The organism is Bizionia myxarmorum (genome assembly GCF_008086205.1).
In the GTDB taxonomy this organism is placed as follows: domain Bacteria; phylum Bacteroidota; class Bacteroidia; order Flavobacteriales; family Flavobacteriaceae; genus Algorimicrobium; species Algorimicrobium myxarmorum.
In genome coordinates, this window is the sequence record NZ_VSKK01000003.1 from 1 (window position 1) to 21,076 (window position 21,076).

Sequence of the window (21,076 nt, forward strand, 5' to 3'; positions counted from 1 at the left end):
TATATATATATATATAAATAGTTAATGGTGTATATGTATCTATTATATATACCAAATACAGTATACTTATTTTTCGTTGCCTGTGAAAATAGTAAAATTACTGAAAGCCACCTTAAGTCAATCCATAATGAAATCAAGTTTTAGCTTAAACTATCAAAATCAACGTTTAACAACTTGTTTGATTAATAATATTAGAATTTGAGCAAGGATTTTTTGAATGTTTATTTATAAGAATAGTTGCGTGTTTGTTAAGGAGGATTTTCCACAACAAATACGCAACTACACTTGTTTAAGCATTAATCCGCACTTATTTTTATGCAATGTTAATTTAAGTTGTTTCTATTTTCTTGAATGAATTAAATGTTTCGTGAGCTATTTCTTCTGCATCTTTAATCATATCAGTGCCTATCCAAGATGTCATTTTAAATCCTATACCTGCTGCGATTATTGGACCAACAAAAGGAACCCATTTTGAAGCTGTTTTTGCTGCCAACGTTGTACCTAATTTTTTCAGCAACACCATTATTGCCTCTTTTCCACCGTATCTTGAGGTATATTGAAGGACTTTCGTAGCGATGAATTTAGCGCTTTTTTTATCTAGCAGTTGCATACTATATTCTTGCTGTTCTGTATTAATTCCATAAATATTCTGAACTTGTTTTGACATTGCAATCATTAATGTGACGTCAACGCCAATGTCGAGACCGGGAATGGGGTTTAGACCATTTGCAGCAGCAAGTGCAGAATAGCGAGAAACAATTTTGTCAGCAATTTTTCTTTTTTCTAAAAGTATTGTCTCACTTGTTATATTTATATCAGCTATGAATCTTTCCTTCTTAAAATTATTCAAGCTCGAATATATATCTTCTAACAATCTACTTAAATCGTATTCTGATGGATAATCAGAAGATGTTAAATAAATGCCCTTAACTCTATATCCTTTTAACATTTCTGTTAGATTGTTAAAGATGATACCATATGTTTCTCTTTCATTAACACCCCTTTTTAACCCTCTATCTACTGAAAAGTCCATTTTAGTCCTGACAGCGTAAACTGGTTTTTTTATACGGATTAATTCCTGCATTAAAAACAAATCGTCTTCGTAAAATCTATCAGCCGTGACTAAAATAACACAGTCAAAATCCTGAATATTAAATTCTTCTATATACTTTTCTTTTGGAAAATTAGTTGTAGAACATCCTGGTAAGTCATAAAACAATAGACCTCCGTGTTCAATTGGTTCTTTAACATTCATAGTGGTTTCAATTTCTCCTACTTCTGCAACTTCTTCTCCTGCTATTGCATTAATTAGAGATGATTTTCCAGTACCGCTTCTACCAATAATTCCACACTTGATTTTTGCATTTTTAAAGCTTTCCAAATCTTCTTTTAATTTTTTTAATACATCGTTTAGTCCTAATTTATCGAATTCCATGTTTTACATTTATTAGTTATTGTTCTCTAAAGGTTTTGTTTGTTTAAAAAAGACCTCAAATTTCTTTGTCTTCTATTTTTTGCTTCATTTAAAGCCAATATAGGCTTATAGTATATACCAAAAACAGTATTTTATGGTCGCCTGTGAAAATAGTAAAATAACCGAGAGCCACATTACGGCATTCCGTAATGAAGATAAGTTTTAGCTTAAACTATCAAAATCAACGTTTAACAACTTAAAATGTTGAATCAACAACTAATTATGTTCTATAACCAAACCTTCATGGGTAATTTCAATGGTTTCTACAGCGGGTTCATTGGCATTGGCTTTTAAATCTGACCATTCTATTTTTACGGGAAAGGCATTGTCTAAACGCCAAGATATAACGGGTTCTTGCACTTCATTTAGTAAGGAAATGGTGATGTTTCTGCGTTCAATTGTATTGAATGCTACGGTGTTCATCCAAGTGTAGAACTCATTATCACTGTCCATGATGGTTCTTTTTAAAATGACGTTGCTGTATTTTAGTTTTCCGGGCATTTTTTTGGGATCGGAATCTGGCGAAGAGCCTTCTCTAAAATGGATGGGTTCTGTGCTTATGGATAGCCCTGATACTTCTGTGAATGCTATACGGGTGCCGCCCCATTGTACGGAAAAGTGGTTGGTGGTAAGTGGATACTTGTTCATAAAATGTTTGATTTTTAGGATTAGGTTGTGGATTTTTTTAGACACGGATTTCACTGATTTTCACGGATTACTTGGTTTATTTCAATTCTGTGGATTTGAATTTTTTGACACGGATTTCACGGATTACACGGATTACACGAACCCTCCTAACGGAGGGTGGGTTTCACGGATTTTCACTGATTACTTGGTTCTATTAAATTTCACGGATGCTATAGATTTCAAATTTGATTTAAATTTAAACTACAGTGATTTAGTGGATAGTAGAGGATGGGGGCGAACCAAATTATAGTCGGAGTAGATTGGCTTTATATAACTCCGTAATATAGTTTGGCTAGTTAAAAATAGTGATAATATTTAAATTAGGCGCGCAAAAGCAGATAATAAGGTGCTGTAGTTTAATGTTTTAAGGGGGATTGTTCAGCAGGGAAATTTCATAAAGCTTATTAACAAACTTTATTAATTGGTGCTGAAATATTCTATGTTATTGACAATAAGCGCCACAATACCGGCAAAAATGGCTATTTGGAGTAGGGCATTTAGAAGAATGAAAATTGGTTTCTTGCGGGTTGTAAATACGCGGCTGTTCCAAAAAAATATGAGGGCTACAAATAGCACAAAGCCATAACCGCCCAGGATGTCTCCCCAAATACTGATGATTATATCATTTACTACTGTTATGGCAATAAATAGGGAGGTGGCGATATAAATAAGGGATACGAGGTGTTTGGAAAAGCTTTTTTCTACACGGAAAAAGCTGATATAGGAGATGCTGATAAAAAAGGGATATAGAAAGATCCAGAAAGCATATTGGACGGCTAGATTATCTAATTTTAGTTCTATTCCTAAAATTTCATCTGTTACAAAAGCCACGTGAAGTGCCACAACGGCTATACCATAGACTAAAATTTGACCGGGGCTGGCATGATACTTTCGAAAGCCGTTATGGTAATTATTTACTATGGATTTGGGGTTTTTAAGAACTTTTAAAATGGTTGCAAAACCCGAACGTTCCATGGAGAAAAAGTTGGTAACCAAATCAACGAGCAGGGTTAGGGTATGGGTTTTCTTTTCAGAATATTTCTGTCCGCAATGGCTGCAGTAATTACCTGCTACGGCTGTTTGGCAAATGGAACAGGTTTTTTCTGGATTCATGATGTGCTTGGTTTGGTTTCAAGGTTTGGCATATAAGATACTTACATTATAATAAACCACTGGATTGAAGCCTGATATTAAAAGGTTCGCTTTACAAGACGCTTGGGTTTTAAATTGGGATCGGTGATTATTTCAAAGTCTATAACGCCTATTAATAAACCGTCGTCTGTTATAACATCTACTTTCCATAATCCGGGGCTTACGTTTTCTTTGAAGGTATAGCCACGGAATCCTTCATTTCGGCCGCCGGTGATGTTGTAGCCAATTTCATCTGTAATATCCCATGATTCCGTTTGTGTATTATAGGCTTTCCAACGGTGAATAACTGATTTTTTAATTTCGGTTGGTGCAAATATGGAGGTGAATACGTATACGTTTTCATTGGGTTGCTGGATGAATTCTATTCGGTGATCTCGCCAAAACACATACCAATCATCGCGCTCATAGGTTACTACATATTTATTGTCTACTTTTTCAATGTTGTGTGCTACCATACCCGCATCTAAAGCCAAAGGAACCGGTGGAATAAGATTGAAATAATAGAATAAATTAATGGTAATATACATGGTTATTATGATGCCGATTAATTTTCCTAGGCGTATTTCTTCCTGTGTGCTCGGGCTTTTTCTATAGATAATGGTTATTAACAAGAGGGTAATACTTAAACTAACCAAACCCGAAATAATGAAAACGGTGCTATTCATTTCTTTAAAGATAACCGGTATCATAAAGGTGAAAAACGTGAAACTGATAAAAAAGTAGACGCTAAATTGCAGGTATTTATTGGAGATTCGCTTTTTAAGAATTTCGTTAGCAAATAGCAAGGCTAATAAAATTACGAAGAATGATATGGTTTTTGAAAGGGACACACTTCGGGAAAAATAAATAACATAAGCGCTGGAAAGTCCACCGAAGAAAAACTGAATGGCTAGTGGGAAATATTCTTCAAAACGTTCTAGAAAGGTGTTTTTCCATTTGCCGTCATCCGCTAAATTATAGAGATACAACACAATGGTTAAGGAGGTCATGTGAGAACATAGAATGGTTAAATCGTAAGTGCGATCTATACGCCCAAGCGTTAAGGTATCAAAGATGAAACCACCTGTAAAGAAGAGGATGGGTGCATATTTGGAGTGCTGCCGAATAAATTTTCGGAAGCCACTATTTCGAAACTTAACAAATGTTCTTTTTAAACTCATTTTTAGATATTGCCGCTCAATTTATAAAAAAGTTGGCATTTATTATGGGTACTTATTAAATTTTTAAATGTCACGTGGGTTTATTAGTTGCAAAGCAAAGCTTGTGCCATTAACAAGGCGCCAATGGCCATAAAAACGGTATAAATATAATTTAAAAAAGCATTGTTTTAATAAGAATTCTTATTTTTTGCGACCCGTGAAGTGTTCCATGGTTTTATAAATTCCTAAAACATCGCCTGTAAACCAATCGAACATATTTATGGACATAATGGCTTGGCCAAAACGCGTTAATCTGTAAATATAGCCCGGAATGGTTACCATACGTTTGTTGGTTTCTATGGCTTTTATAATGGTGAGTGAGGCCGCTTCAGGATCTAGAATGGGAATTTTAGATTGTACGCCGTCAAACATTCCCGTATGAATATAATAGGGCATAATAGTAGTAACGTGAATGTCTTTTTTGAGTTCTTTCATTTCCAAGCGCAAACTATCAGACCACCCAATTAAAGCCCATTTGCTAGCAGCATAAACGGACATTTTTGGATTGGAGATGAGTCCGCCGGAAGAGGCAATATTACAGATGTGGCCGGAGTTTTGTTGCATCATATCCTCTAGAAAGACTTTGGAAATATGCATGGGTGCCAAACTGTTAATTTGCATGGTACTGTTTATTTCCTTTTCGTCATGTTCATGAAAAAACTTACCAACAATAATTCCGGCGTTATTGATAATAACATCTACCACGCCAACTTCTTGCTTCACTTTTATGGCGGTTTCTTGAACTTGTTGGTTATTGGAAATATCTAATTTATAGCTATAAAGGGCTGGGTTGTTTGAAAATTCGGTTAGGGTTGTATCCATATTGCTTTGGCTAATATCCCAGATAATTACTCGGGCCTGACGCTCCAACATGAGGCGTGTCATGATTTTTCCAATTCCAGATGCGCCGCCAGTGATTAATACCGTTTTTCCTTTTAAATTTTTCATGAGATTTGGGTGTGTAAGAGTTGCTTTAAGTAGTTGTTTTTTTGGTGAAATAATTCTTTAAATTTATAAATAAAAGTTCGGGAAATAGTCTGTTTATGAGCGGTAATTCAATATAGGTTACTAACTGCAAATATACGTTTGCTAGTACTTTATTTTTAATTGTTTTTACTTGGCGTAATTGCCGGTCCAGTTGGCATTATCATCGAATAAATTATGACCATTTTCACCATCAGAGCATAAAAATTTTCCAGTCCATTCACCATCCAAATTAAATAAATTATAATTGGATTTCGCACGCACAAAATAGCCCATCCATTCACTGTCCATATTATAAAATAAATAAACGTCTTCACTGGCATAAACCAACATGCCTATAACATCTGCCGATTCATTAAATAAGTGTTTTCCGTTCCAAGAACCGAATTGTGGATTTAGTCTGGCGTTGTATTTTGGGTTTATTTTTGAATTGAATTTGGGATTTAAACTAGAGGTATATTTAGGGTTGATACTCGAGGAATAGGTTGGATTTACAGCAGATGAATACTTTGGATTTATGTTGGAGCTATACTTGGGGTTTATTTGAGAATTGTATTTAGGATTGATGCTGGAATTATATTTCGGATTTAAACTTGAGGTGTATTTCGGATTCTGATTTGAGGGAATAAATTGGGCATGCAAAGGTATTGAGGCAAGTAAGAGCAGGTAAATTAGGTGTTTTAAGTTCATGGTTATTAATTTCTATTTGCGCAACCAACCTAAAATTTGATTATTGTTTATGCGCCATGTTCCGTTGTCGTTAATCAATTTAAACGTTTCTCTAGAACTAGCGAAAGGATCTGGATTTTGCTGAATTATTTCTATTTCATTGTCTTTTACTTTGGAAATAATAGATACATGACCATAGGAATTTAGCGGTGTGCCTTTATAAACGATTAAATCGTTAACACTTGGTTTTGATTGGCTCGGATTTGAGAATTGTGTTAAGTTTCGCTGTTTATTAATCTGTCCATCTTTAATATTGGGATTAAAAAAGCTTTTGGCGTGACCATAACTATCGGGCATTTTATGATTTAAATGCTCATAATAATAGCGCTTAACAAATTCCACACATTGAAATTTTAATCCTAAATTATAACCATCTTTTGTTACCCGACGCCCTTTTACATGACCAACAGAGCCGTTATAATAAACCGCCACGCCATTTAGGCTATCCACTTCTTCACCAATTTCATATTTCTGCATAAGGTTTAACTGTCCCGAAGCATAAAATGCGACGCTTGTTAAGGCCAAAAAGGCTACGATAAGGATGATGCGTTTTTTCAAGATACTTTTTAATTTATAGGTTTATTTAATAAATTATGTTGCTTACGTTTTCTTTAGATACCATTTTAATATAGTCTGTTCCAAAATTTAGTAATCGTTGTAAGTCTGTTTAATTTTCCCATGTCAGTTAAGGATGGCAGGGCTATTTCCGTTCTTCTTTTATTAATTTCCATAACATTAATTACTTTAGGTTTGTGTTTAAAAGCGAAATACCCAAAATTTTCAAACTTATTTTTTCCAAACGCAGCTTCAAAATCGGAGATGGTGGCGAAATGCTCATTATATAAATTTCCCGTTTTAATTTGCTCCAATAATAATGCCGAATAGGATTGATTAGGTTGACTGTAATGATGAATAAATAGGACTATTGGCATGCCAGCTGACATATTAGCGTTTGCTATTTTATCATGCATTTGGTTGGTGTCAATGCCAATGAGTTTTTCGCCAGGAAATCCATAGGTTGCCGTAATTTCTATTAGCTTCTCAACTTGTTTTTTATTTAATGTTTCCCAATCTCGACCAATTTTATTTCTTTTAAAAAGAATAGCTTCATAATACCGTTCTCTTATTTCTTGATCTTGTTGAAACATCTCGGTTATCATGTTTCTCACTTCCCAGTTTATGGATTCTTTATAACTATTTTCTAATCTATCTTTTTCTTTCTCGATTTCTTTTAGAAAATCTGCATATTGAAAACGGGAAATATTTTCTATCCTATTTATCTGATTCCATTTTAATCCTTGCTGGATGCCACGCCTTATGAAATAATCTAGTTTCAAAGAATCTTTGGCAAAGGCCGCAATTTCAATAGCGTTATAACAATCTCTGGCAAATACAAAATGGAAATTTTCAAATGTGGTATAATAACTATTTAGGCTGGCTTCCGGTTGGTTGTCTGCCAGCAATAGTTTACCGGTGTTAATTCCTTTGTAATAATCCAAGTAATTTTGAGAGCATAATACATTCGGAAGTACAGTAAGTAATATAATCCAGTATTTAAACTTCATGTCATTCTTTTGAAATGTTAAAAGTAAAAATAGGTATTTTATTTAGAGTATCCTTATGGGTTTCCATAACCACAATTGATTTTTTGAAGATAGGCTAGGGAAGAGTTGTAATTTTTAGAAGCGTATTAAAAGAAAAAAGACCTCACTTAAAAAGTGAGGCTTTTTTAAAATTTGAAAAAGCTTATTTTATTTTGGGTTTCAGAAAATCTAATTCCCCTGTTTTAATAACGTAGCCTATGCGAACCATACTTTCAAATTGCGAATAGTTTACTAAACTTTCACCATTTCCGAGATACCATTCTAACATAATATATTGATTTTTTGAATTAAATGGATTGTAATATAATCGGGATCTTAATGAGCCTTGTAAATTCCATTCCAGTCCTTTTCTTGCACTTACTTCCAAGAGCAATTTGTTTGGAATGAAATCATGAGCAACTGTAATTTCTGTAATACCGATATAATCAAATAAATCTGGGTTATCCTCTTTATAACCAAAAGGCGCCCATATTTCGGCCGTGATCAGCGTCTTTGGGTTTAAAGCTGTAGCATATTTTAAGTTTAAGCTATTCCAACTTCTAGAGAATATACTGTCCCTTCCATTCGAGTTGTGGTTAAACATTAATGTTGCTAATCCTTTTACATGTTTGTCTTTATCATAAATAAATTTTGCTAACCCGGCAGATGGATTAAAATTTATTTCTTGAAAAGGACTAGAAAATTCGTAAATGTTCCAGAATGATTTTTGGGTATAGGTAATAAAAAGGTACGTTTCCCATGGCAGTGCATCACGCGTTACCATTTGCTTAAAGCTTATTTGATATTTAGCGTCTGCTGTTTTAGATTCAATATCTTTATTGGTAGGTATTCCCGTAATAAAATAATTGTCCTTATGGATGGAAAACGCAGGTATTTCTTGAATCCCATTTTGTATTTCTTCCTGGGTCTGGGTTTGCGCTTGTAAGTTTGAATTAAAAATATACGTTCCTATTAAAAGAATGATTAGTAGTGGGTATTTCATGTTGATTTTATGTAAAGCTTAAGCTTTTTAAATATGGGTATAATATAAATTTTATTTGGTTTCCAAAAACAAAAAAAAACCACTATAATTAGTGAAGTCTTAAGAGAGCCTGGCCGGATTCGAAACTGTCACCGTTCCGATTTGCGGAATGCTCTTTTTAGTTGTGCTAATTAGATTTTCAATATAGATTGTAGATTTTTGTTTCTTAATAGTTCTTTCTCTTGCATAGGCTTCCAATTTATTGGTAAAAGTTTCAGAATAAACAATTATCGAGTCGTTTGAATGACCGGTATAACCTTTATGATTTGTGTTATGCTTTCTTAAACGTTCTTCAATAGCACCTGAAGTATGCCCAATGTAATAACGGTCTATAATTTTGGAATATAAAATATATAAATATGAAGAAATCATTTTATGATTTTAACGTAACAATAAGTTTATAACTAATTTACACAATTCCCCTTATTAACATAAAGATTTTTAGTGTTTAAAAACGAAAAAACTAATATAATAAATAAAGTCTTAAGTGAGCCCGACAATATTCGAACCTGTGACCGTTCCGCTTTTCGGAATGCGCTTTACAGTTTCACTAAGAAAATTCGTTAATGTATAAAAACAAAAAAACCCCACTATAATTAGTGAAGTCTTAAGTGAGCCCGACAGGATTCGAACCTGTGACCGCCTCCTTAGAAGGGAGGTGCTCTATCCAGCTGAGCTACGAGCCCGTAACTCTAATAAAATTTGTCGGGGTGGCAGGATTCGAACCTGCGACCTCCGCGTCCCAAACGCGGCGCGATAACCGGGCTACGCTACACCCCGAAAAAAACGGTTATCTAAAAAATTGCGGAGAGACAGGGACTCGAACCCTGGCGACAGTTACCCGTCGACAGATTAGCAATCTGCTCCATTACCACTCTGGCACCTCTCCAATAAATATAAAAGAACGTTCTTTTAATTCGGATGCAAATGTAACTATCCTTTCCAAAGAACGCAACTATTTTTGAAACTTTTTCAACTAAATAAAATTGTTTTTAGTTTCCTTCAAAATATTTTTATAATAACGTGCTATTAGTGAACTGATAACAGTTTTTTAGCGTGTTGATAAGAAATACTTTTAAAATTGTCAATTACTAAATTTGCGGACTCATAATTCTGGTTTTTGGAATGGAGGCTCTTATAACCCACACAATATATTCCCGCTGCATTTGCCGCTTTTATACCGTTTGTAGAATCTTCTATCACCAAACAGTGTTCTTTTTTAAACCCAGAAGTTTCTGCCGCCTTTAAAAATATTTCCGGGTGGGGCTTGGATGCTTTTAAATCGGCACCACTTAATTTCGCCTTAAAATAAGGATCCAACTCGAAACGATTAAAAACACTTTCTATGGTTTGCATAGATGCTGATGATGCTAAAACTAAAGTCACCCCGTTTTTATGGTAATCTTGAATCAGTTCCAAAACGCCATCAATTAATTGCAAACTCCCATCAGACACAAATAAACCTTTAAAAATATCACGTTTAATTTGCACTAATTCCTCGGGTGCAATAACTAATTCATAATGGTTGCACAACTGTCTGCACACATTTATGGTAGACTGGCCTGTGAAAGATTGATATTGCTGCTCCGTTACGTCTATTTCAAGCGTGTTAAACATGCCGTAATAGGCTTTGTGATGCAAAGGCTCGGTGTCCACAATTACGCCGTCCATATCAAATAATACTGCTTTTAACATTGTTTTCTTTTTAAGGGCATTAGTCCGTTGAAATATTAAAGCTTCTCAACTTTTTTACAAATTAAACCTATTCGTTCATCATTTAAATTCGTCGCGAAAAATATATACGTTTCGCCGCCATCGGCAATATTTAATTTCTTTCTGATAGTTGCAACCGATTCGGGAAAATTACGGGTTGCAATATTGGCTTTCGCTAAACCCGCTTTTTTGAATGCTTTTTTACTGTAAGGCAAAATTTTTAAAATTTCAAAAGAACGTCCAGGAAACGTAATTAAACCATCACTCGTGTATAAATGAGTGTGCTGATGTAATTTCTGAATCTGTAATTGGGTGGCGATACTATTAAAAGCACCCGATTTTAAAATGGCTGGATTAGGTTCATAAACATATTTTTTTGGCAAACTATAATCTGCTTGGGCACTAGTTTCGTTATTTAAGCTAAAATTAAAGGTTTGATTTTCTTCTTTGTTTAGATTGATGGTTTTTATGAAAATTTCCCCTTCATAATCCTTTTCTAAAACCCATAATAGTTCCTTTACGTCATTATTTACGGCTACTACATGAATTTCTTTTACAAATTTCAATTCTTGAATCCCTGATGAAATATCTAACAGAGGTGCCGTTTTAATCAGAATGCTTTTAGTTCGTGTAAAAAGAGGGTCTAAATGTTCTGGAACGTTAGGCAAACAATCTTTTAAGAAAAACACTTTTCCCTTACTATCATGTCTTCGGGAAGGGTCTATATAAAGCCAATCATACTGTGTGTTACCATTAATAACATAAGTTATGCCATCAGTATTAACCGTTTCAATATTGTTTACTCCTAATTGTTTGAAATTGTGCGTGGCGAGTTCCGATAATACGACGTTTATTTCACAATGCACAACTTTGTCTACTTTTTTGGCAAAGTAAAAACTGTCTACACCAAAACCACCAGTAACATCCAATACGCTATTTCCCTTTACTAATAGGGCCTTGTATTGGGCTGTAACTTCAGATGACGTTTGCTCAATATTTATTTTATTCGGATAATAAATTAAAGGCGTATTAAACCAAGTTGGCAATTTATGTTTACAACGTTTTTTAGCTTCAATTTGCTCCACTAATTCTTTAATAGAAGCTGATTGAGAAGGTGCTTTTCCGAATAATAAATGGGTGCTATCCGCCGTTAAATGCGACGCAATAAACTCTTGATTTTCGGTATTTAAGATGGCTGAATTCAAACGCTTTATAAATTCTTGGTTAAACCTTTTACTATTTTATTATCTGATAAAAACTCCTTCATAATTACTTTAATCACCGTATATGCAGGAATGGCCACAACCATGCCCACAATGCCGAATAATAATCCTGCAATTATAATGACTAAAAATATTTCTAATGGATGTGATTTTACACTTCTGGAGAAAATAATAGGCTGACTGAAAAAATTATCAATCAACTGTCCAACAGCAATGACTATTAAAACATATAACGTTTCAGGTAAAATAACATCACTGAAACTCGTTCCTAGATTACTGGTCATGGTTAAAATAATCATAATGCATGCGCCAATAATTGGACCTAGATAGGGGATTAAATTGATTAAAGCACACAGAAAAGCAATAACTACCGCATTTTGAACCCCTACAATCAGCAAACCAATAGTATAAATTATGAAGAGTACTGTAATTTGAAAAACCAGTCCTACGAAATACCGGGACAATAAATCCTTTATTTTTTCCATAGAACTTTTAACACGTTTTACTTTGTTATCCGGCACTAAAGTCAATAAACTATGCTCAAAAAGCTTGCTGTCTCTTAAAAAGAAAAATGAGATAAATAATACCGAAAACAATCCAATACTAAAACTTCCTAAACCACTAATAATAGCGTTTAAAAACTCTGGAATGAGTCCAAAATTAAGTGCTGTAAATAATCCAGATTCTTCCAAAGTATCTTCAATACGCAAATCGGTCACATTAAAATAAGAGGTAGCTTGGTTGTATAAATTTTCAATATTTAATTGGAGATTTTCAATATTTAAAAGTGATAAATTTTGACCTTGTTTAACCAAAAGTGGAATAAATAATCCCACCAAACCAACTATTAAGCCCAAAAGCAAAACCATAGTAATTATAACAGCCACGAGATTATTAAACTTTAAACGCCTTCTTAAAAATTGAACTATAGGTCTGCCCGTTAGCGAAATTATGGCTGAAATAGCTATATAAATAATTACGGACTGAATTTTATAAATAAAATATAGGAATATAAGGACGCCAACGGTTATACCGAGCGCTCTTAAAATACCGTTAGAAAGTTCTTTAGAATTCATGGCGTAAATATACAGATTGCATTATAAAAGTGATCTAATTAAGTGCCAAGAAGCTGTTTGGTCATTTCATATAAACAGATGCTTGTTGCCTGCACGACATTCATACTGCTATTTTCGCCAAACATATTTATATGAATAATGCTATCAGCAAGTTCTAAAACCGCATCTGAAATACCAAAATTTTCGGCGCCAACAATAAGTGCTATAGAATGGTTCTTCGGAAATTTTACAGCGTTTATGCTTTGGCTTTCTGCTGTAATTTCCAAAGCAACTATATATTGTCCTGCCGCTTTTAACTCGGTGATGGTTTGAAGCGTATCTTGAGTAAATTGATGAGTAACATATTTTTCAGTAGCTCGTGACGTTTTACTAGATTTCCTTCCGAATGCTATATCGCCACCGCAGAAAATTAATTTCTCTACGCCAAAAGCATCGGCTGTTCTAAAAATACTCCCAATATTTGGGGCATTCGTAATATTATCACAAACAATAGTAATTGGAAAGTTTTGAGGTTCGAATTTAGATGTGTAATGAGATAGTTGCATAAACGGGCTTAATTTTCAAAGGCATAGGTAATAATATTAGCACCCATTTTTAAAGCTTTTTCACGGACTTCTGGCGGATCATTATGAACCACTTCATCTTCCCATCCGTTACCTAAATCACTTTCATAAGTAAACAATAAAACTAAACGGCTTTCATAGAAAATACCAAAAGCTTGCGGACGTAAGCCATCATGCTCATGGATTTTTGGTAAACCTTCTGAAAATTTATAAAAGTTATTGAAAATAGGATGACTTGAAGGCAGTTCTACCAATTCAGAATTTGGAAAAATACTTTTTAAAGCTTCAACTACATACGGTCGCATGCCGTAATTATCATCAATATGTATAAAGCCACCTGAAATAAGGTAATTTCTTAAATTTTCGGAATCGGAATCATTAAAATAGACATTTCCATGACCCGTCATGTGAATAAACGGATATTGAAAAATATCAATACTGCCAGCTTCTACCGTTTCAGGTTTCTCCTTTATTTTGGTATTGATATTTGCATTACAAAAACGAATTAAATTGGGAAGTGAGGTTGGGTTACTATACCAGTCGCCGCCACCTTTATATTTTAATACTGCTATTTCTTGCCCAAAAAAGTTGAGCGATACCAACATTAAAAGAATCGTAAATGTTTGCTTCATGATTATTCATTAATAAATGCGACGCTGTGACAGGCAACAATTGCTGCTGTTTCGGTACGCAATCGGGTTGCACCCAAAGTTACAGGAATAAACTTGTTCTTAAGGGCTGTTTCAATTTCTTTAACACTAAAATCGCCTTCAGGACCAATTAAAATTGTGATGTTTTCATGCGGTTTTAAACATTCTTTTAAGGATTTTCTATCCTGTTCTTCACAATGTGCAATATATGTTGAGCCTTCAAAAGATTGCGTTATAAATTCTGAAAACGGTATAGCATCATTTAAAGTAGGCAAATAAGCTTGTAGCGATTGCTTCATAGCCGATTGAACAATTTTTTCAAACCGATCTAATTTAATATGTTTCCGTTCGCTATGATCACAAATAATAGGTGTAATGCTGGTGATTCCTATTTCCGTTGCTTTTTCTAAAAACCATTCAAAACGATCGTTCATTTTGGTAGGAGCAACGGCTAAATGAAGGTTATAGGAAAATGGCTTTTGCTGTTCTTTCTGAACTATTTTTGCCTCACATTTCTTAATAGCATCCATGGTGATTTCGGCTGTAAATAGCCAACCTTTACCATTGGTAATTTGAAGTAAATCGCCCATGTTTTTCCGAAGCACTTTAATAATATGCTTGCTTTCTTCTTTATCAAAGGTAAAACTATCAGTAGTTTCAGAAATATGTGGATTGTAAAAAAGCTGCATACTTATTTTTTTTCGACTATTTTAAGGACTTTAATCTCCTTTATTTTTTTAGGTTGATGTGAATTTAAAACCAAGTAATACCAGGATTTTTCCTTTAATTCAAAAGCAAATAAATCCCGTTGACTTCTAGGAACGTTGATAATGACTTTCTCTAAATCTGGATGAATGCTGCCTGGAGCAAACCAACCTGTATCACCATTTTTTTTCGCATTATTATCAATAGAATACTCTTGGGCTAACTTGCTAAATGGAATACCGGATTTGTATTTTTTAGTAATGGTTTTAATCAGTATTTCAGCTGCTTCAGCATCCATTTTATTACCATCAATAAAGATATAACTAGCACGATAATGGATTGTGCTAAAACGGTCTACTACTTTATAACGGGTTTTTTCAAACTGACCATCTACGGTGGCAAAACCTGTACTGAAAAGGCTCTTTGCCAATTCAGTTTTATGGTTGTCTTCATTAAAAGTAATAAAGGTATTGGCTTTACTGGGATGGGAATCTAAATAGGCTTGGGCTTCTTCGGTATTTGTAACGGCCTCAAATGTGGGCGCTACCGACTCTTGAGCGTGTAGGACGCTGTTGAGGCAAAGTAGGATTAGTAGTATTTTGGGCATGATTGGGATTGTTTAGTACACAAATCAACTAAAAAAATTGATGTTCACAGCAAAAATGTGAGAACATTATTAACAGAAGGTGATAAAAAAAACAGAATTCTCAAATTTTTAGCCTGGATGATGCTGTTACACTCTGTTCACTAAAAAGACCTTCTTTATATTTTAAATAACCCACAATGGCAATCATAGCAGCGTTATCTGTAGTGTATTCAAACTTTGGTACATAGGTTGTCCAGTCAAATTTTGTTTCGCCATCCTTTAAAGCTTGTCTAATTCCAGAATTTGCTGAAACGCCGCCGCCAATAGCAATATGGTTTATGCCCGTATCTTTAGTTGCCAATTTCAATTTATCCATTAAAATTGCGATAATAGTATATTGAATAGAGGCACAAATATCATTTAAGTTTTCTTCAATAAAATTAGGGTTCGCTTTCGTCTCTCTTTGAATAAAATATAAAATTCCCGTTTTTAATCCTGAAAAGCTAAAATTAAGGCCGTCCACTTTCGGTTTCGTAAATTTAAAAGCTTTCGGATTTCCTAATTTGGCGCGTTTGTCTATTTCAGGTCCTGCAGGATAGCCCAAACCGAGTATTTTTCCACTTTTATCAAAAGCTTCACCAACAGCATCATCAATAGTTTCTCCAATTACTTCCATCTCAAAGTAATTAGAAACGGTTACAATTTGGGTATGTCCGCCAGAAATAGTCATGGCTAAAAATGGAAATGGTGGTTTTTTAAAATCGTTCTCTTCTATAAAATGAGCCAATATATGGGCTTGCATGTGGTTAACGTCTATTAGCGGAATATCCAAACCGTATGCTAAAGATTTAGCAAAAGAAGTTCCCACCAAAAGAGATCCCATTAAACCAGGACCGCGCGTAAAAGCTACAGCGTGCAATTGATGTTTAGAAATACCAGCCTTTTTTAAAGCTTGATCTACCACAGGGACTATGTTTTGTTGGTGTGCTCTAGACGCTAATTCAGGAACAACGCCACCATATTCTTCATGTATTTTCTGACTCGCCACAATATTGCTTAAAATACGGCCGTTTAACATCACTGAAGCCGCGGTATCATCACAAGAAGACTCAATTCCTAATATGTAAATATTTTCTGTAGTCATTTCTAATAATTGGGCATAATAATTGTTAATTTTGAGGGCAAAGTTATAACTTTAAAAACGTATCAAAAAATTTTTCAAAATACTCGCACGTCTAGTGGCAACAATCTTGCTGCTCTTTATTATCTTGGTGCTTTTGCTATCTCTTCCGGTGGTGCAAACGGGTATTGCTAAACATGTTACGCAAAGATTAAATTCAGAATTTAAAACAAATATAAATATTGAGCGTATTGGCTTGCAAATAAATGGGGAAGTGGATATGAAAGGCGTGTTAATTCGCGACTTTAAAAAAGACACGCTTATAAGTGCTACAGAGTTAAATACCTCTATTATAAGTTTTCGTAACTTATATAACGGTCGTCTTGTGTTTGGAGATATCGATTTAAAAGATGTAATTTTTAATCTGGTTACTTATAAAGGTGAAACAGTAACAAATTTAGATGTATTTGTTGCGCGTTTTGATGCCGATAATAAAGAAAATAAAGAAAGTTCATTTTTCATGTCTTCTAGTGATGTCACCATCCGAGATGGTATTTTCCGTATGACCAATGAAAACAATGACGTGCCTAAAATATTGGAGTTTACCAATATTTACACCAATGCCACCAATTTGCTAATTAATGGTCCTAATGTAAGCACTCGTATCAACACATTGGCGTTTGATGATAGTCGGGGTTTGAAAATGAAAAATTTAGTCACCAATTTTTCCTATACTAAAGAGCAGATTTTTCTAGATAATTTAGATATTAAAACCGAAAACTCCATTTTAAAAGGTGACGTGAAATTCAATTATGATCGGGAAGATTTACAATTTTTCACAGACAAAGTTTTATTAGACGCGCATTTTACGGAAGCCGATATTGCTTTAAACGAGTTAAACATTTTTTATAATGAATTTGGTATCAATCAGCATGCTACTTTTAGTACACACGTAACGGGGACGCTAAATGATATGACGCTTTCCAATTTAAAATTAAACACCTCCAGTAGTCGCATTTACGGGGATTTACATTTTAAAAACCTGTTTACTAAAGACAAGGGGAATTTTTATATGAAAGGAGATTTCACCAATCTCTCTTCAAACTATAGAGATTTAAAAGCCTTGTTGCCAAATGTTCTAGGAAATTCAATTCCATCGGCTTTTGATAGGCTTGGACGTTTTACTATTGTTGGACAATCCGAAATTACAACGACTGATATTAAAGCCATTTTGCAAATTCAAACGGATTTAGGCTATATAGATTCCAATTTGGAAATGAAAACCTTTAGCGATGTAGATAATGCGAGTTATAAAGGTAAAATTGTTTTCAAGGATTTTGATATTGGACGATTCATGGAAAACCCAAAATGGGGAAAAACATCCTTAAACTTAAATGTAAACGGAAAGGGTTTTAGTTTAAAAGGTTTGAATACCAAGCTTTTGGGTGATATTTTCGCCATAAATTATAATGGATATGAGTATAATAATATAGAGGTTTCTGGTAAAATAGGTAATAATATTTATGATGGAACTATAGTTTCAAACGATGAAAATTTAAAGTTGAAGTTTAATGGTTTAGCAAATTTCAATAAAAAAATTAATGAATTCGATTTTGAAGCAGATGTAGATTATGCCAATTTGAATGCTATGAATTTTGTGAAAAATGATAGTATTTCTACATTTAAAGGTTCTATAATCATGAAAGCCACTGGTACTACGGTTAATAATGCCATTGGTACGTTGCAGTTTTATGACACGTCTTATATTAATGAGCATGATGAATACTTTTTTGATGATTTTGAAATTACCTCCAGTTTTGAAAAAGAAGTGCATTTTATAAATGTGAATTCACCAGATATTATAACCGGTCAATTAAGCGGTGTTTTCCTTTTTGAAGATATTGGGAAACTTTTTGAAAACGCCATTGGTAGTATTTACGCCAATTACCAGCCCTATAAGGTGATGGAAAATCAGTACATCGATTTTAATTTTAATATTTATAATAAGATTGTTGAGGTTTTTGTTCCAGATATAGAATTAGGCAGCAACACTTATATTCGTGGACATGTTGAGAGTAGTGAGGATGAATTTAAACTCACCTTTAAATCGCCAAAAATTAAACTTTTTGATTATTTCGCAGATAAAATTTCATTGCAAGTCGATAATAAAAACCCGCTTTTCAATACTTATGTGGAAGTGGATAGTATCAATACCAATTTTTATAATATTTCGAAATTCAACCTAATTAATGTGACCTTAAAAGACACGTTATTTATGCGTTCTGAATTTAACGGTGGCAAAAACAATAGTGATGTTTACAATTTAAGTTTTTACCATACCATAAATAAGGAAAACAAATCTGTTGTCGGTTTTAGTCGTTCGGATGCTACTTTTAAAGGAAACACCTGGTTAATTAATCCAAACCGAAATAATAAAAACCGTTTGATATTCGACAATAAATTTAAGAATGTCAAAATAGACTCTTTTTTGATGAGTCATAACAATGAGCAAATTCGTTTGATGGGAGCCTTAAGAGATTCGACCTACAAGGACATTAAAATGAACTTCAAAGACGTAGATTTGGCCAAGATTACGCCCACAATAGATCGGTTAGATTTGCAAGGAAATGTAAATGGGAAACTAGATATTTTCCAGCAAAATGGGCAATATCTGCCAGATTCAAACATAACTATTGATGATTTAGAAATTAATGGATTAGTTTTAGGTTCTTTTGATGCTCAAATTCGTGGTAATGAATCATTGACTAACTATTCAGTTTACGCCAAGATTAAAGATGATCAAACTGAATCTTTATCGGCAATTGGTATTATAGATGTAGCCGAAGATGTGTCCACGATTGATGTGAATTTGAATTTCAACAACTTCAATCTGTCGCCTTTAAATCCGTTTTTAGATGGTGTTTTATCTAATATTCGAGGCGATGTTACCGGTTTAACAAAAGTGCAAGGTAGCCTCAAGAAACCTGAAATTAATGGAGATTTGGTGCTTAATAATGGCGGACTAACAGTTCCTTATTTGAATGTGGATTTTGATTTTGCTAATAAGTCGTCGGTGACGCTGGATAATCAGAGTTTTGTTTTTAATAATATTAAAATTAGGGATACAAAATACAATTCCAACGGTGTTCTAAACGGGTTTATTAAGCATGTTAATTTTTCTGATTGGAGTTTAGGTATTGATATCACTACACCACGATTATTAGTTCTCGATACCCAAGAAGAAACGGAGCAAGCACCTTATTATGGAACTGGGTTTATTGGTGGTATTGCCAGCATTAAAGGGCCAACAAGTGATTTGGTAATTAGTGTAATAGGCGAAACCAAGGCGGGGACGTCATTTGTAATACCTCTCACAGATTCTGCCACTTTTGGTGACAATTCTTTTATTCATTTCTTAACGCCTGAAGAGAAATTAGCAAAAGCTATGGGTGAAGAAATTCGGAATCAAAATATTTCAGGACTAGAATTAGATTTTGAACTGGATATTACCCAAGATGCCGAAATTGAAATTGTAATTGATAAAGTTTCTGGTAGTACCATTAAAGGAAGCGGCGTTGGTGGTTTACTTATTGATATCAACACAAACGGTAAATTTAATATTTATGGTGATTTTGCCGTATTTCAAGGCGTCTATAATTTCATGTTTGGTGGAATCGTTCAGAAGAAATTTATTGTAGAACCAGGAGGAACATTAGCGTGGGAAGGAGATCCGTTTACGGCACAAGTGAATATTAGTGCTATTTACAAAACACAGGCTAATCCATCGCCTTTGCTGGATAACCCCATTAATAGAAGTATTCCCGTCCATGTTTTTACTAATTTAAGTGGACCTTTGGAGAAACCACAAATAGAATTTGAATTCGAATTTCCTACTGTAAACTCTACAGTGAGATCCGAGTTGAATTACCGCTTGGATTCTAAAGAAGATCGTGATAACCAAGCTTTATATTTATTAGCAACCGGGGCATTTTCTAACCGGTTAAATGATATTAATATTACAGGAACGGTAACCGAGCGTTTAAACGGAATTATTAATGGTTTCTTTTCTACTAGTGATAATAAAGTGAATATCGGTGTGAATTTTGAAGCGGGTGAAAACACGCCCGATTACCAAACCGATGACCGATTAGGTGTTACCTTGCAAACCAACATTAGCGACCGAATTTTGATAAATGGAAAAGTTGGTGTTCCGGTTGGTGGCGTTAGTGAAACCGTTATTGCCGGCGATGTGCAAATCGATTTTCTTTTGAATGATGAAGGTACCTTAACCGCTAAAGTTTTCAACCGTGAAAACAGTATTCGAAATTTTGGTGAAGAAATTGGCTATACTCAAGGCGTTGGTATAGCATGGAATGTGGATTTTGATACCTTTAGTGAGCTTATTCAAATTATTTTTAAAGGGAAACAGGAATACGAAGCTGAAAAAGCCAAGGAAGCAGAAGAATCTGAAGACAATGAAAAAGATATTCCAAAATATATAGGTTTCAAAGAAGAAGAAACGGATAAATAGAAGCGCAAAAATTCATAATTATCTTATAAAAAAGCTGAAACTTCAAATTGGTATTAATT

20 protein-coding genes and 3 tRNA genes are annotated in these 21,076 nt (G+C 34.0%); 2 read left to right on the forward strand and 21 right to left on the reverse strand.

From position 1 onward, the window contains the following. Positions 1–328: 328 nt before the first annotated feature. On the reverse strand, positions 329–1,435 hold the full coding sequence (locus tag ES674_RS11180; protein ID WP_148404138.1) for a GTPase: 1,107 nt from the start codon (positions 1,433–1,435) through the stop codon (positions 329–331). 255 nt (positions 1,436–1,690) lie between these two features. Next, positions 1,691–2,122, reverse strand: coding sequence for a phage tail protein (locus ES674_RS11185; RefSeq protein ID WP_148404139.1), 432 nt, complete (start codon positions 2,120–2,122; stop codon positions 1,691–1,693). 7 nt (positions 2,123–2,129) lie between these two features. On the opposite strand from ES674_RS11185, the gene ES674_RS11190 reads away from it, so the two are divergent. Further along, positions 2,130–2,411: a hypothetical protein gene (locus ES674_RS11190; protein ID WP_148404140.1), complete on the forward strand. Its 282-nt coding sequence runs from the start codon at positions 2,130–2,132 to the stop codon at positions 2,409–2,411. A 167-nt stretch (positions 2,412–2,578) separates the two neighbouring features. Here the strand turns inward: ES674_RS11190 and ES674_RS11195 are convergent, their stop codons facing one another. From ES674_RS11195 to tsaD, 19 genes are all read right to left on the reverse strand, one after another. Further along, positions 2,579–3,274, reverse strand: coding sequence for a hypothetical protein (locus ES674_RS11195; RefSeq protein WP_148404141.1), 696 nt, complete (start codon positions 3,272–3,274; stop codon positions 2,579–2,581). A 77-nt stretch (positions 3,275–3,351) separates the two neighbouring features. Then, positions 3,352–4,473, reverse strand: a complete 1,122-nt coding sequence (locus tag ES674_RS11200) for a DUF2914 domain-containing protein (protein WP_148404142.1) — start codon at positions 4,471–4,473, stop codon at positions 3,352–3,354. 180 nt (positions 4,474–4,653) lie between these two features. Continuing rightward, positions 4,654–5,460 (reverse strand): SDR family oxidoreductase, encoded by an 807-nt coding sequence (locus ES674_RS11205; RefSeq protein ID WP_148404143.1) that lies wholly within the window; start codon positions 5,458–5,460, stop codon positions 4,654–4,656. Positions 5,461–5,625: 165 nt separating this feature from the next. After that, positions 5,626–6,186 (reverse strand): hypothetical protein, encoded by a 561-nt coding sequence (locus ES674_RS11210; RefSeq protein WP_246126028.1) that lies wholly within the window; start codon positions 6,184–6,186, stop codon positions 5,626–5,628. Between the two features lie 12 nt (positions 6,187–6,198). Then, positions 6,199–6,783, reverse strand: coding sequence for a CHAP domain-containing protein (locus tag ES674_RS11215; protein ID WP_148404144.1), 585 nt, complete (start codon positions 6,781–6,783; stop codon positions 6,199–6,201). Positions 6,784–6,848: 65 nt separating this feature from the next. After that, positions 6,849–7,790 (reverse strand): TraB/GumN family protein, encoded by a 942-nt coding sequence (locus ES674_RS11220; protein ID WP_148404145.1) that lies wholly within the window; start codon positions 7,788–7,790, stop codon positions 6,849–6,851. A gap of 181 nt (positions 7,791–7,971) precedes the next feature. Continuing rightward, complete coding sequence (locus ES674_RS11225) at positions 7,972–8,811, reverse strand: phospholipase A (protein WP_148404146.1); 840 nt, start codon at positions 8,809–8,811, stop codon at positions 7,972–7,974. Between the two features lie 99 nt (positions 8,812–8,910). Beyond that, positions 8,911–9,222: a GIY-YIG nuclease family protein gene (locus tag ES674_RS11230; protein WP_211359289.1), complete on the reverse strand. Its 312-nt coding sequence runs from the start codon at positions 9,220–9,222 to the stop codon at positions 8,911–8,913. Positions 9,223–9,462: 240 nt separating this feature from the next. Beyond that, positions 9,463–9,536 (reverse strand) — tRNA-Arg (locus ES674_RS11235). Between the two features lie 19 nt (positions 9,537–9,555). Continuing rightward, positions 9,556–9,630: transfer RNA gene (locus tag ES674_RS11240), tRNA-Pro, on the reverse strand. A gap of 25 nt (positions 9,631–9,655) precedes the next feature. After that, positions 9,656–9,739 (reverse strand) — tRNA-Ser (locus ES674_RS11245). Between the two features lie 140 nt (positions 9,740–9,879). Then, positions 9,880–10,545 carry an HAD family hydrolase gene (locus tag ES674_RS11250; protein ID WP_148404147.1) on the reverse strand — a complete coding sequence of 222 codons (666 nt, stop codon included), beginning with the start codon at positions 10,543–10,545 and terminating at the stop codon, positions 9,880–9,882. 35 nt (positions 10,546–10,580) lie between these two features. Then, complete coding sequence (locus ES674_RS11255) at positions 10,581–11,768, reverse strand: class I SAM-dependent methyltransferase (RefSeq protein WP_148404148.1); 1,188 nt, start codon at positions 11,766–11,768, stop codon at positions 10,581–10,583. Positions 11,769–11,773: 5 nt separating this feature from the next. Continuing rightward, positions 11,774–12,862, reverse strand: coding sequence for an AI-2E family transporter (locus tag ES674_RS11260; RefSeq protein WP_148404149.1), 1,089 nt, complete (start codon positions 12,860–12,862; stop codon positions 11,774–11,776). A gap of 38 nt (positions 12,863–12,900) precedes the next feature. Next, positions 12,901–13,407: a TrmH family RNA methyltransferase gene (locus tag ES674_RS11265; protein ID WP_148404150.1), complete on the reverse strand. Its 507-nt coding sequence runs from the start codon at positions 13,405–13,407 to the stop codon at positions 12,901–12,903. 8 nt (positions 13,408–13,415) lie between these two features. Further along, positions 13,416–14,057 (reverse strand): DUF4159 domain-containing protein, encoded by a 642-nt coding sequence (locus ES674_RS11270; protein ID WP_148404151.1) that lies wholly within the window; start codon positions 14,055–14,057, stop codon positions 13,416–13,418. A gap of 2 nt (positions 14,058–14,059) precedes the next feature. Then, positions 14,060–14,764 carry a 16S rRNA (uracil(1498)-N(3))-methyltransferase gene (locus ES674_RS11275; RefSeq protein WP_148404152.1) on the reverse strand — a complete coding sequence of 235 codons (705 nt, stop codon included), beginning with the start codon at positions 14,762–14,764 and terminating at the stop codon, positions 14,060–14,062. A 2-nt stretch (positions 14,765–14,766) separates the two neighbouring features. Then, on the reverse strand, positions 14,767–15,387 hold the full coding sequence (locus ES674_RS11280) for a peptidylprolyl isomerase (protein ID WP_148404153.1): 621 nt from the start codon (positions 15,385–15,387) through the stop codon (positions 14,767–14,769). 100 nt (positions 15,388–15,487) lie between these two features. After that, positions 15,488–16,510 carry a tRNA (adenosine(37)-N6)-threonylcarbamoyltransferase complex transferase subunit TsaD gene (gene tsaD / locus ES674_RS11285; protein ID WP_148404154.1) on the reverse strand — a complete coding sequence of 341 codons (1,023 nt, stop codon included), beginning with the start codon at positions 16,508–16,510 and terminating at the stop codon, positions 15,488–15,490. A gap of 94 nt (positions 16,511–16,604) precedes the next feature. Between tsaD and ES674_RS11290 the strand changes: the two genes are divergently transcribed. Then, the gene (locus tag ES674_RS11290; RefSeq protein WP_246126029.1) at positions 16,605–21,017 is read left to right on the forward strand and encodes a translocation/assembly module TamB domain-containing protein; all 4,413 of its coding nucleotides are present in this window, start codon (positions 16,605–16,607) and stop codon (positions 21,015–21,017) included. Positions 21,018–21,076: the final 59 nt, after the last annotated feature.

What these genes read in the sequence shown, in the direction of transcription:
- ES674_RS11200 (WP_148404142.1), bottom strand. Translation starts at nt 4,473, where the DNA reads ATGAGTTTAAAAAGAACATTTGTTAAGTTTCGAAATAGTGGCTTCCGA.
- ES674_RS11220 (WP_148404145.1), bottom strand. Translation starts at nt 7,790, where the DNA reads ATGAAGTTTAAATACTGGATTATATTACTTACTGTACTTCCGAATGTA.
- ES674_RS11205 (WP_148404143.1), bottom strand. Translation starts at nt 5,460, where the DNA reads ATGAAAAATTTAAAAGGAAAAACGGTATTAATCACTGGCGGCGCATCT.
- ES674_RS11185 (WP_148404139.1), bottom strand. Translation starts at nt 2,122, where the DNA reads ATGAACAAGTATCCACTTACCACCAACCACTTTTCCGTACAATGGGGC.
- ES674_RS11180 (WP_148404138.1), bottom strand. Translation starts at nt 1,435, where the DNA reads ATGGAATTCGATAAATTAGGACTAAACGATGTATTAAAAAAATTAAAA.
- ES674_RS11270 (WP_148404151.1), bottom strand. Translation starts at nt 14,057, where the DNA reads ATGAAGCAAACATTTACGATTCTTTTAATGTTGGTATCGCTCAACTTT.
- ES674_RS11260 (WP_148404149.1), bottom strand. Translation starts at nt 12,862, where the DNA reads ATGAATTCTAAAGAACTTTCTAACGGTATTTTAAGAGCGCTCGGTATA.
- ES674_RS11195 (WP_148404141.1), bottom strand. Translation starts at nt 3,274, where the DNA reads ATGAATCCAGAAAAAACCTGTTCCATTTGCCAAACAGCCGTAGCAGGT.
- ES674_RS11280 (WP_148404153.1), bottom strand. Translation starts at nt 15,387, where the DNA reads ATGCCCAAAATACTACTAATCCTACTTTGCCTCAACAGCGTCCTACAC.
- ES674_RS11225 (WP_148404146.1), bottom strand. Translation starts at nt 8,811, where the DNA reads ATGAAATACCCACTACTAATCATTCTTTTAATAGGAACGTATATTTTT.
- ES674_RS11265 (WP_148404150.1), bottom strand. Translation starts at nt 13,407, where the DNA reads ATGCAACTATCTCATTACACATCTAAATTCGAACCTCAAAACTTTCCA.
- ES674_RS11275 (WP_148404152.1), bottom strand. Translation starts at nt 14,764, where the DNA reads ATGCAGCTTTTTTACAATCCACATATTTCTGAAACTACTGATAGTTTT.
- ES674_RS11210 (WP_246126028.1), bottom strand. Translation starts at nt 6,186, where the DNA reads ATGAACTTAAAACACCTAATTTACCTGCTCTTACTTGCCTCAATACCT.
- ES674_RS11230 (WP_211359289.1), bottom strand. Translation starts at nt 9,222, where the DNA reads ATGATTTCTTCATATTTATATATTTTATATTCCAAAATTATAGACCGT.
- tsaD (WP_148404154.1), bottom strand. Translation starts at nt 16,510, where the DNA reads ATGACTACAGAAAATATTTACATATTAGGAATTGAGTCTTCTTGTGAT.
- ES674_RS11250 (WP_148404147.1), bottom strand. Translation starts at nt 10,545, where the DNA reads ATGTTAAAAGCAGTATTATTTGATATGGACGGCGTAATTGTGGACACC.